Here is an 11,115-nt window from a genome sequence, read left to right as displayed (position 1 = left end):
CGACAAGAATGACCATGACTCGCTGGGCCTGTTCCAGCAGCGCCCGAGCTCGGGTTGGGGTACGCCGGAGCAGATCACGGACCCGGAGTACGCGACCCTGGCGTTTGAGAAGGGTCTGAAGCAGGTCGACGGGTGGCAGGACATGCCGCTGACCAAGGCCGCGCAGACGGTGCAGGTGTCGGCCTACCCGGACGCCTACGCCCAGTGGGAGCAGCAGGCCGCTGACCTGGTCGCCCAGCACTGGAACAGCTGACCCAAACAGCCGAGCACCACAGCTGACAACCGAACAAGCACCAACGCCGCTGGCCGGCACCCCAAGACGGGTGCCGGCCAGCAGCGTCTCTGCATGCTGGTGTCTCCGGATCTTGGACTGTTGCCGTCAGCAGCAGAACAGAACACTGCCCAAGATCAGCATTCACTGCGGTGCGTACCAAAGGAAGACCGCGACGCACGGGCGGCCAGGGCGCACGACGGGGCTGGGGGCGACCGTGCCCGGCGGAGGGATCAAGCCTGACCGCCCGGAGCCGGGCACGGTCGCCCCCCAGCCCCCAACCGGAAGCACGGATCAAACCCCGGAGCCGGGCACGCTCGCCCCCAGCCCACAACCGGAACATGGGGCCGCCCACAGCCGTCAACCGCAGCCCTCAGCGGCCGGCTCAGGCCACCCAGGCGTAGCGGCGTTCAGGCCGGCCGGCCGCGCCGTACTTCAGGGTCACCTCGGCCCGCCCCGTCCCGGAGAAGTGCTCCAGGTAGCGACGGGCGCTGACCCGGGAGATGCCGACCCGGTCGGCGCACTCGCTGGCGGAGAGGGTCCCGGTGTGCCCGCGGAGGGCGCGTTCCACCAGCTCGGCGGTTTCCGGGCTGAGTCCGCGCGGCAGCGCCGGAGTGGTGGCCGTCGAGCCGCTGCGGGAGAGTACCCGGTCGACGTCGGCCTGGTCGGCGACCACCGCCGTACGCAGGGCGGCGCGGCGGGCGGCGTACTGCGCCAGCCGGGTGCGCAGCTCGTCGAAGCCGAACGGCTTGAGCAGGTAGTTAACCGCGCCGTAGCGGACGGCCCGGCGTACCGCCTCGGCCTCGCGGGCGGCGCTGATCACCAGGACGTCGCAGTCGTGCCGGGCGGCCCGGATCCGGGTCACCACGTCGAGGCCGAACATGTCGGGCAGGTAGAGGTCGAGCAGGACCAGGTCGGGCCGGAGCTCCTCGACCGCCGCCACCGCCTGCTCGCCGGTGCTGGCGGTGCCGACCACCCGGAAGCCGTCGATCCGTTCGACGAACCCGCGATGGATCCGGGCCACCATGAAGTCGTCGTCGACGACGAGCACGTCGATCATCGCGCCTCCTCCAACATGCTGGCCAGCACCGACATCCGCGCGGTGAACATGGCGCCCTCGGCGGTGTTCGTCACCGCCACCTCGCCGCCGCGACGGTGGCACACCAGGCGGGTGAGCGCCAGGCCGATGCCCCGCTCGCCGCTGTGGGCCGCCTTGGTGGTGAAGCCGTGGGTGAAGACCTCCTGCGCCAGTTCCGGCGCGACGCCGGGGCCGCAGTCGCGGACGACGATCTCCACCGAGGAGGCGTCCTGCCGCAGCTCGACCTCCACCCAGGCGGGCTGCTCCGCCGGGTCGCCGGCCGCCTCCCGGCCGCCCGCCACCGCCTCGACCGCGTTGTCGACCAGGTTGCCGAGCACCGTGGCGACGTCCGCCGACAGTTCCGCCGGCAGCCGGTCCAGCCCGGTCTGCTCGGAGATCCGCAGCTCCACCCGGCGTTCCGCGGCCACCGCCGACTTCGCCATGAGCAGCGCCGCGATCGCCGTGTCGTGGATCCGGCTGGTGACCGTCAGGTCGAGTGACGCCCGGTGACGGCTCAGCGCGTCCACGTACCGGACCACCTCGTCGTGCTCGCCGATCTGGATCAGCCCGGAGATGGTGTGCAACTGGTTGGCGAACTCGTGGGTCTGCGCCCGCAGCAGCTCGGTGGTGCTGCGGAACGAGCCGAGCTCCTGCTCAAGCCGGGCCAGCTCGGTACGGTCCCGCAGCGTGGTGACCGAGCCCAGCCGGCGGCCGTCCTTGCGGACCGTCATCCGGTTCATCACCAGCACCCGGCCGCGCCGGACCACCACCTGGTCCCGGGCGTCCGGGCCGCTGCCGGGTCCGGCCAGCACGTCCCGCAGCCGGCCGTTGATGCGCAGCTCGCGGAGGCTGCGGCCGAGGCACTCCTCGGGTAGGTCGAGCAGCCGCCGGCCCACCGCGTTCACCAGGGTGACGCGCTGCTGCGGGTCCAGCGCGATCACCCCCTCGGCGATGCCGTGCAGCAGCGCCTCCCGGTGCTCGGCCAGCCCGGCGATCTCCCGGGGCTCCAGGCCGAGGGTCTGCCGCTTGATCCGCCGGGCCAGCAGCCACGACCCGATCACCCCGAGCCCACAGGCGATGCCCAGGTAGGTGAGCAGGTACGAGGAGGCCCCGACCAGTCGTTCGGACCAGCTCGGCGACTTCTCACCGACGACCACCACGCCCAGGTACCGCCCGAGGTTTTCCTGCTTCCGGTCCCCGAGCACCGGCACCTGGGCCACCAGCTGCCGCGTGCCGTCGACCTCCAGTTCGCCGAACCAGCTACGCCCCTCCTGTGCCACCCGGGGGTCGCCGAGCACCACGGGGCTGCCGACCAGCGTCGGGTCCGTCGAGCTGACCACCCGGCCCCGCTCGTTGGCCACGGTCACGTGGGTCACCCCGGACCGGATCAGCGTGTTCTGCAGCAGCGGCGCGATCGCCTCGCCGGGTGCGGGCTGGTTGAGCCAGCCCCGGAGCAGGGTGTTGCCGGCCAGCTCTTCGCCGAGCGCGGCGACCCGGCGCCCCTCGACCCGGTTGAAGGTGGCCGCGGACTGGGCCAGCGAGACAGCGGCCACCGCCACCAGCACCACGACGATGATCGCGAGCTGGAGGACGAGCAACTGCCCGGCGAGCGTACGGCGCCGGGACGTGACCGCGACCACAAAGACCTCAACTTCCGCTGGTGACACAACGCAGACAGCTTGCCTGCTCGGAGGCCACCATCTTGCCGCCGGACTCATTCGAAACGGAAGAGAAACATGATGGCAACTAGGAGAAACGTGCTGGTCATGGGCGTGGCCGCCGCTACGGCGCTCGCCCTGGGGGCATGCGGTGCCACCGCCGACAAGGGTGGGGCCGGTGCCGCCGACGACGGCAAGCCGGTCAGCGGGCTGCGGATCATGGTCCCGAACACCCCCGGTGGCGGATACGACACCACGGCCCGTACCGCCGCGAAGGTGATGGAGGACGCCAAGATTGCCACCGGCGTGCAGGTGTTCAACCTGCCGGGCGCGGGCGGCACGGTCGGCCTCCAGCGGACCGTGAACGAGAAGGGCAACGGCAAGCTCGCCATGCAGATGGGGCTGGGCGTGGTCGGTGCCTCGTACACGTCGAAGTCGGCGGCGACGCTGACCCAGACCACGCCGCTGGCCAAGATGATCGAGGAGGCCGGCGCCATCGTGGTGCCGAAGGACTCCCCGTACAAGACCATCAACGACCTGGTCGCGGCGTGGAAGGCCAACCCGAAGGGCATCGCCGTCGGCGGCGGCTCCTCGCCCGGTGGCCCTGACCACCTGCTGCCCATGCAGCTCGCCAAGACCGTCGGCATCGACCCGCGCCAGGTCAACTTCGTCTCGTACGACGGCGGCGGCGAGCTGCTGCCGGCCGTGCTCGGTGGCAAGGTGGCCTTCGGCGCCAGCGGCTTCGGCGAGTTCCTCGACCAGGTCGAGGCCGGTCAGATCCGGGTCCTCGCGGTGACCAGCGAGGCGCCGATCGAGGCGCTCAAGGACGTGCCGACCCTGAAGTCCTCCGGCATCGACCTGGTCTTCACCAACTGGCGGGGCATCGTCGCGCCGCCTGGCATCAGCGACGCCGACAAGAAGGTCTGGATCGACGTGCTGACCAAGATGCACGACTCGGAGGAGTGGAAGGCCGAGCTGAAGAAGCGTGGCTGGACCGACGCGTTCATCACCGGTGACGAGTTCGGCACCTTCCTGACCGAGCAGGACAAGGCCGTGGCCGACGTGCTCAAGCAGCTCGGGCTGGCATGACCGGCATGACGACCCGACCGGACCGGGGCGGCGACCCGCCGTCCCGGCCGGCCGTACCCATCGTGCCGGACCAGGCGGCGCCGCCGGACCGGGAGACGGGCGCGCTGCCCCCCGCGCCCGCCCCGGTCGCGGACCCGCCGGCCGCCGACCCGGCGGGGCAACCCGCCGGGTCGGCGGCACCACCTGCGGACACCGGATCGGACGCCGACGGGACGGCGGCGGAGAGCCCAGCGCCCAAGCGGGACCGAGCGCAGTACGGCGTGTGCGCCTTCCTGGCACTGGTCGGCGGGCTGGTCATCTTCGACGCGACGACCCGGATCGGGAACGCGATCAACACGGCCGACCCCATCGGCCCCAAGGCGGTGCCGATCCTGCTCGGCGTGCTGCTGCTGATCATCGCGGCCATCTACGGGGTGGACGTGGCCCGCGGCGGCGCCGGCGAGCCGGAGGCCGGCGAGGACGTCGACCTGAGCACCCCGATCGACTGGCGCACGGTGCTGCTGCTGATCGGCGCGTTCCTGGTCAACGCCGTGCTCATCGACCGGCTCGGCTGGGTGATCAGCGGGACGATCCTCTTCTGGGGCTCGGCGTTCGCGCTCGGCAACCGCCACTACGTCCGGAACCTGCTGATCGCCGTCGCGATGTCGCTGATCACGTTCTACACCTTCGCCATCGGGCTCGGCGTCGACCTGCCCGCCGGCGTGCTGCAAGGGATCCTGTAGATGGACAACCTCGCCAACCTGCTCGACGGGTTCGCCAATGTGCTGACCCCGATGAACCTGCTGTTCGCGCTGCTCGGCGTGACCGTCGGCACCGCCGTGGGCGTGCTGCCCGGCATCGGTCCGGCGATGACCGTGGCGCTGCTGCTGCCGGTCACCTACGGGATGGAGCCGGCTCAGGCCTTCATCATGTTCGCCGGCATCTTCTACGGCGGCATGTACGGCGGATCGACCACCTCGATCCTGCTGAACACCCCCGGCGAGTCCTCGTCGGTGGTGACCGCGATCGAGGGCAACAAGATGGCCAAGGCGGGCCGGGCGGCGCAGGCCCTGGCCACCGCCGCGATCGGCTCGTTCGTCGCCGGCACCATCGCCACCGTGCTGTTGGTGGTGGTCACCCCGCCGGTGGTGCAGTTCGCGATCAGCCTCGGCGCGCCCGACTACTTCGCGCTGATGCTGCTGGCCTTCGTGTCCGTCACGGCGGTGCTCGGCGCGTCCCGGGTACGCGGCTTCGCGTCGCTGGTGCTCGGCCTGATGATCGGTGTGATCGGCATCGACCAGTCCGGTCAGCAGCGGCTCACCTTCGGGATCCCGCAGCTCGCCGACGGCATCGACGTGGTCGTGGTGGCGGTCGGCATCTTCGCCGTGGGCGAGGCGCTCTGGATCGCCGCGCACCTGCGTCGCAAGGCCGGCGAGGTGATCCCGGTGGGCCAGCCGTGGATGGGGAAGCAGGACTGGAAACGGTCCTGGAAGCCGTGGCTGCGCGGCACGGCGTTCGGGTTCCCGTTCGGCGCGGTGCCGGCCGGCGGGGCGGAGATCCCCACCTTCCTGTCGTACGTCACCGAGAAGAAGCTCTCGAAGCACAAGGAGGAGTTCGGCCGGGGCGCGATCGAGGGCGTCGCCGGGCCGGAGGCGGCCAACAACGCTTCGGCCGCCGGCACCCTGGTGCCGATGCTGGCCATCGGCCTGCCGACCAACGCCACCGCCGCGGTGATGCTGGCCGCCTTCCAGGGGTACGGCATCCAGCCCGGCCCGCTGCTCTTCACCCGGGAGTCCAGCCTGGTCTGGACGCTGATCGCCAGCCTCTTCATCGGCAACCTGCTGCTGCTGGTGCTCAACCTGCCGCTCGCCCCGGCCTGGGCGCGGCTGCTGCGGATCCCGCGCCCCTACCTCTACGCCGGGATCCTCTTCTTCGCCTCGATGGGCGCGTACGCGGTCAACGCCCAGCCGTTCGACCTGTACCTGCTGCTCGCGCTCGGCCTGCTCGGCTTCGGCATGCGGCGCTTCGGGCTGCCGATCCTGCCGCTGATCGTCGGCATCATCCTCGGCCCGCGTGCCGAGCTGCAGGGCCGGCGGGCGTTGCAGCTCTCCGGCGGTGAGCTGCACGGGCTGCTCGGCGGTTGGGTGTCCTGGCTGATCTACGCCGCGATCGCCGTGGTGCTCCTGTGGCCGCTGGTCGGCCGGTTCGTGGTCCGTCCGCTGCGTGGAAGGTTGGTGACCGGATGACCGTGCTGGTGGGCTACGTGCCGTCGCCGCTGGGCGAGGCGGCCCTGCGGGCGGCGATCGAGCAGGCGAGGTTCCGCGAGGAGCCGATCCTCGTGGTGAACACCTCCCGCGGCGACGCGTACGCCGACCCGCGCCTCGCGCAGGAGCCCGATCTGGAGCGGGTCACCCGCGAGCTGACCGCCGCCGGGGTGCCGCACAACGTGCGGCAACTCGTGCGGGGGCGGGACGCGGCCGAGGAGATCGAGGAGATCGTCGAGGCGGAGGACGTGTCGCTGGTGGTGATCGGCATCCGGCACCGCACCCCGGTGGGCAAGCTGATCATGGGGTCGACCGCGCAGGAGATCCTGCTCCGGGTGCCCTGCCCGGTCCTCGCCGTGAAGGCCGGCTGAGTGGCGCCCGGGAGCGTGACCGCTCCCGGGCGCGCCCAGACCGGCCTGCTGCTCGCGCACACCGTCGTGCTGCAGGCGGTGACCTTCATGCTCCGGCCAGCGTCCGCGTACCGGGCGTTGGAACTGGACGTGCCGGGGGCCTGGCTGGGCGTGCTCGGGGCCAGCTTCGCCGTCGTACCGCTGGTGCTGGCCGTGCCCAGCGGCCACGCGGTCGACCGGTTCGGCGAGCGTCGGGTGGCGCTCGCCGGGTCGGCCCTGCTCGCCGCCGCCGGACTCGGCTTCGTGCTGCTCGCCGGCTCGGTGGCCGGCCTGGTGCTGGCCAGCATGCTGCTCGGCACCGCGCATCTCTGCGCGGTGGTGGCCCAGCAGGCGCTGGTCGCCAACCGCACCCCGGCCAACCGGTACGACGCCGCCTTCGGCTACTACACCTTCGCCGCCTCCCTGGGGCAGGCGCTCGGACCCGGCCTGATCGTGGTCTTCGGTGGGGATCGGCCGATCCCGGACACCCGGGCCATCTTCCTCGGCGCCACCGTGCTGGCCGTGCCGCTCCTGGCCGCCGCCGCGTTCCTCCGCCCGTCCGCGCACCATCAGGCGGCGGCCGGGCCGGACGCCGGGGGGATGCGGGACCTGCTCCGCCAGCCCGGGCTGGTGCGCGCCCTCACGGTCAGCTGCGTGGTCCTGGCGGCGGTCGACATCACCCTGGTCTACCTGCCCGCCCTCGGCGCCGAGCGGAGCATCGCGGCCGGCGAGATCGGCGTACTGCTCGGGCTGCGCGCGGTCGCGTCGATGGTCTCGCGGCTGGGGCTCGGCCGGCTGGTCGCCGCGATCGGCCGGCGCTGGCTGCTGATCGGCACGGTCGCCCTCTCCGCCGCCGGGCTGGCGCTGCTGCTACCGCCGCTGCCGTTCTGGGCGATGGCCGTGGTCGTCACCGTCGCCGGCCTCGGGCTCGGCGCCGGGCAGCCACTCACCATGTCGTTCCTGGCCGAGTCGGCGCCGGCCGGGCTGCGCGGCCGGGCGATGTCGCTCCGACTCACCGGCAACCGGCTCGGCCAGGTGCTCATCCCCAGCGCCGCGGGCGTGCTGGCGGCCGGCGCTGGGGCGGCCGGCGTGCTCGCCTGCACCGCCGCGGGCCTGGCCGGCGCGGCTGTCGCCGCCACCGGCCTGCACCGTACTGATCCGAACCCCGACTGAAAGGACCACCATGGAGACGCCCACCACCGCCGACCTCTACGACCGGTACGGCGAGACCCTCGGCTCGTGCGACACCCAGCTGCGCCAGTTCGGCGGGGTGCCGGCCTTCGGCGGACCGGCCGTGACGGTGCGCTGCTTCGAGGACAACGCCCTGGTGAAGTCGATCGTCGCCGAACCGGGGGAGGGTCGCGTCCTGGTGGTGGACGGTGGCGGCTCGGTGCACACCGCCCTGATGGGTGACCTCATCGCCGGCACGGCTGCGGAAAACGGTTGGGCCGGCGTGGTGATCAACGGCGCGGTCCGGGACGTGGCCGCGCTGCGTACCCTCCCGATCGGCATCAAGGCGGTCGGCACGAACCCGCGCAAGAGCGCCAAGACCGGCGCGGGCGAGCGGGACGTGCCGGTGTTCTTCGGCAACTGCGTCTTCGCGCCGGGCGCGCACGTCTACAGCGACGACGACGGGGTGGTCGTCCTGCCCGTCGACGCGCCGGCGTAGCCGGGGTCAGCCCTCGCTGGCCGGATGGGGCGCGACCTGGCCCTGGCGCAGCCGGGCCGCGCACAGCTCCGCCAGCTTCGCGTACGCGGCTGCGCCGATCAGCGCGGTCAGCTCCGGGCCGTACGAGACGTACATCGGCTCGGCGCCGACGTGCGCGTCGGTGGAGGACGTGCACCACCAGTCCAGGTCGTGCCCGCCGGCGCCCCAGCCCCGCCGGTCGAACTCGGCGAGTGTGGAGATCAGCACCTTGGTGTTGTCCGGCCGCTTGTGCCAGTCCTGGTCCCGGCGGATGGGCAGCTGCCAGCAGACGTCCGGCTTGTATTCCAGCGGGTGCGCCCCGTCACGCAGCGCCTGGGCGTGCAGCGCGCAGCCGCCTCCGCCCGGGAAGTCAGCGTCGTTGAGGAACACGCACGGCGAGTCGGCGTCCCGGGTGGCGGTACGCCGGGCCGGGTTCTTCCCGTCGATGGTGTCGTTCTCGGTCCAGTTCTTGAAGCCCTTGCGGAAGTGCTGCCAGGTCTCCGGGGTGAGCCGCTTGACCGCGGCGCGGACCCGCTTCTCGTCGTCGGAGTCGGTGAAGAACGCCCCGTGCGAGCAGCAGCCGTCGGCGCCCCGGCCGGCGATGATGCCGTGGCAGCCCTTGCCGAAGATGCACGTCCAGCGGGAGAGCAGCCAGGTCAGGTCGGCGCGGACCACGTGCTTCTCGTCCGCCGGGTCGACGAACTCGATCCACTCGCGGGGGAAGTCCAGCTCCACCTCCCGGCTGCGCGGGTCGTCGGGGTCGTCCACCAGCACCTGCAGCTCGATCTGGCCTGTCACCCGGACCAGCGTACGCGTGGTCGGCCCGGCCGGCTGGCGAGCCGCCGAAACGTGTTGGCCCTAGGGTCGTCAGCATGCGACTGGGTGTCCTCGACGTCGGTTCGAACACGGTGCACCTGCTGGTGGTCGACGCCCACCACGGGGCGCACCCCTGGCCGGCGCACTCCGAGAAGGTGGTGCTCCGGCTGGCCGAGCAGATCGGCCCGGACGGCGCGCTGACCGAGGCGGGCGCGGACGCGCTGGTCAAGGCCGTCGGCATGGCTCGCGCGGCGGCGGCCGGGCTGGCGGTGGACGACCTGCTCGCCTTCGCCACCTCCGCGGTCCGGGAGGCCACCAACGCCGGCGATGTGCTGGCCCGGGTCCGCGACGAGACCGACGTACGGCTGGAGGTGCTCTCCGGCGCGGACGAGGCGCGGATGACCTTCCTCGCGGTCCGGCGGTGGTTCGGCTGGTCGGCCGGGCGGCTGCTGGTGCTGGACATCGGTGGCGGCTCGCTGGAGCTGGCGGCCGGCATCGACGAGGAGCCGGACGTGGCGGTGTCGCTGCCGCTCGGCGCCGGGCGGCTGAGCCGGGAACGGCTGCGGGTGGACCCGGCCGGGGCCGTGCCGCCGTCCGCCGAGGCGGTGGAGGAGCTGCGGGAGCACGTCCACACGCTGCTCGACCCGGTGGTGAAGCAGTTGGCCGAGGTGGGCTGGGAGCGGCCGGTCGCCACCTCGAAGACGTTCCGGACGCTGGCCCGGCTGGCCGGGGCCGCCCCGTCGGGCGCCGGGCTGTGGGCCCCGCGTAGCCTGACCCGGACCGGGCTGCGGCAGGTGCTCGGCTTCATCCGGCACATCCCGCCGGCCCAGCTGTCCGAGCTGGAGGGGGTGAGCGCGGGGCGGGCCCACCAGCTGCTGGCCGGCGCCGTGGTGGCCGAGGCGGTGCTGCGCCGGCTCGACGTGGACCGGTTGGACATCTGCCCGTGGGCGCTGCGGGAGGGGGTCATCCTCCGCCGGCTTGATCAGCTGGCACCGATGTGATCCGGGTCGTTCTGGGCGGTTTGCGGATGCTCGTCCTGATGGGCTGCGGCGGAGGCGGTTACCCTGAAGGGTGTGACAACCCGCGTGCCGGTGCTCCTCTCCAGTTCCTCGGTCTTCCCTGAGCGGACCGCGGCGGCGTTCCAGCTGGCCTCGGCGCTCGGGTACGACGGCGTCGAGGTGATGGTCTGGACCGACGTGGTGAGCCAGGACCCGGGCGCGCTGCGCGGCCTGGCCGACCACTACGGCGTCCCGGTCCTCTCGGTGCACGCCCCGTGCCTGCTGGTCACCCAGCGGGTGTGGAGCCCCGATCCGTGGGAGCGGCTGCGCAAGGCCGCCGAGCTGGCCGAGACGCTGGAGGCACCCACGGTCGTGGTGCACCCGCCGTTCACCTGGCAGCGGGACTACGCCCGCAACTTCGCCGACGGCCTCGACACGATCGCCGGGCAGTTCGGCGGGCTGCGCTTCGCGGTGGAGAACATGTATCCGGTGCGGATGGCCGGCCGGCAGTTCGTCCCGTACGTCCCGGGCTGGGACCCGACCGACACCGGCTACGCCGCGTACACCCTGGATCTCTCGCACTGCGCCGCCTCGCACACCGATGCCCTGACGATGGCCGACCGGATGGGGTCGGGCCTGGCCCACGTGCACCTGGGCGACGGCACCGGCGGGGGGCGCGACGAGCACCTGGTGCCCGGGCGTGGCGGCCAGCCCTGCGCGGAGCTGCTCCGTTCGCTGGCCGGCCGGGGCTTCACCGGCTCGGTGGCGGTGGAGGTCACCACCCGGGGCGCGAAGAGCCGCGCGGTGCGTGAGGCCGACCTCCGCGCGGCGCTCGAGTTCGCCCGCGCCAACCTCACCGCCCCGTCCCCGGTCGACGCCTGACCTT

Annotated in this window: 11 protein-coding genes and 1 pseudogene; 9 read left to right on the top strand and 3 right to left on the bottom strand. The window is 72.6% G+C overall.

All coding sequences use genetic code 11. The features are described from left to right. Positions 1–253 (top strand): annotated as a pseudogene (locus A6A27_RS45825) (hypothetical protein); the annotation flags it as partial. 403 nt (positions 254–656) lie between these two features. Here A6A27_RS45825 and A6A27_RS10890 read toward each other — a convergent pair. Next, complete coding sequence (locus tag A6A27_RS10890) at positions 657–1,331, bottom strand: response regulator (protein ID WP_073834449.1); 675 nt, start codon at positions 1,329–1,331, stop codon at positions 657–659. Further along, positions 1,328–3,016 carry a sensor histidine kinase gene (locus A6A27_RS10885; RefSeq protein WP_241825223.1) on the bottom strand — a complete coding sequence of 563 codons (1,689 nt, stop codon included), beginning with the start codon at positions 3,014–3,016 and terminating at the stop codon, positions 1,328–1,330. The genes A6A27_RS10890 and A6A27_RS10885 overlap by 4 nt, the downstream gene beginning before the upstream one ends. A gap of 72 nt (positions 3,017–3,088) precedes the next feature. On the opposite strand from A6A27_RS10885, the gene A6A27_RS10880 reads away from it, so the two are divergent. Genes A6A27_RS10880 through rraA form a run of 6 tightly spaced genes read left to right on the top strand, consistent with a single transcriptional unit; the run spans position 3,089 to position 8,397 of the window. Then, complete coding sequence (locus tag A6A27_RS10880) at positions 3,089–4,096, top strand: Bug family tripartite tricarboxylate transporter substrate binding protein (protein WP_241825222.1); 1,008 nt, start codon at positions 3,089–3,091, stop codon at positions 4,094–4,096. Positions 4,097–4,101: 5 nt separating this feature from the next. Then, entirely contained in the window at positions 4,102–4,818 is a 717-nt protein-coding gene (locus A6A27_RS10875) for a tripartite tricarboxylate transporter TctB family protein (RefSeq protein ID WP_241825221.1), read from the top strand. Continuing rightward, positions 4,819–6,321 carry a tripartite tricarboxylate transporter permease gene (locus A6A27_RS10870; protein WP_073834445.1) on the top strand — a complete coding sequence of 501 codons (1,503 nt, stop codon included), beginning with the start codon at positions 4,819–4,821 and terminating at the stop codon, positions 6,319–6,321. Next, positions 6,318–6,710: a universal stress protein gene (locus tag A6A27_RS10865; RefSeq protein WP_073834444.1), complete on the top strand. Its 393-nt coding sequence runs from the start codon at positions 6,318–6,320 to the stop codon at positions 6,708–6,710. Before A6A27_RS10870 ends, A6A27_RS10865 begins: the two co-directional genes overlap by 4 nt. Positions 6,711–6,725: 15 nt before the next feature. Next, positions 6,726–7,901: an MFS transporter gene (locus A6A27_RS10860; RefSeq protein WP_073834443.1), complete on the top strand. Its 1,176-nt coding sequence runs from the start codon at positions 6,726–6,728 to the stop codon at positions 7,899–7,901. Between the two features lie 10 nt (positions 7,902–7,911). Beyond that, on the top strand, positions 7,912–8,397 hold the full coding sequence (gene rraA / locus A6A27_RS10855; protein WP_073834442.1) for a ribonuclease E activity regulator RraA: 486 nt from the start codon (positions 7,912–7,914) through the stop codon (positions 8,395–8,397). Between the two features lie 6 nt (positions 8,398–8,403). On the opposite strand, the gene A6A27_RS10850 is transcribed toward rraA, so the two are convergent. Continuing rightward, positions 8,404–9,213, bottom strand: a complete 810-nt coding sequence (locus A6A27_RS10850; protein ID WP_073834441.1) for a hypothetical protein — start codon at positions 9,211–9,213, stop codon at positions 8,404–8,406. A 74-nt stretch (positions 9,214–9,287) separates the two neighbouring features. Between A6A27_RS10850 and A6A27_RS10845 the strand changes: the two genes are divergently transcribed. Together A6A27_RS10845 and A6A27_RS10840 are read left to right on the top strand one after the other, a co-directional pair. Then, the gene (locus A6A27_RS10845; protein WP_073834440.1) at positions 9,288–10,232 is read left to right on the top strand and encodes a Ppx/GppA phosphatase family protein; all 945 of its coding nucleotides are present in this window, start codon (positions 9,288–9,290) and stop codon (positions 10,230–10,232) included. A gap of 72 nt (positions 10,233–10,304) precedes the next feature. Next, the gene (locus A6A27_RS10840) at positions 10,305–11,111 is read left to right on the top strand and encodes a sugar phosphate isomerase/epimerase family protein (RefSeq protein ID WP_198940263.1); all 807 of its coding nucleotides are present in this window, start codon (positions 10,305–10,307) and stop codon (positions 11,109–11,111) included. Positions 11,112–11,115 lie beyond the last annotated feature (4 nt).

This window comes from Micromonospora sp. CB01531, from assembly GCF_001905095.1.
Taxonomy (GTDB): Bacteria; Actinomycetota; Actinomycetes; order Mycobacteriales; family Micromonosporaceae; genus Micromonospora.
Note: the sequence above shows the minus strand (reverse complement) of the source record. Positions and strands in the feature narration are given on the sequence as shown.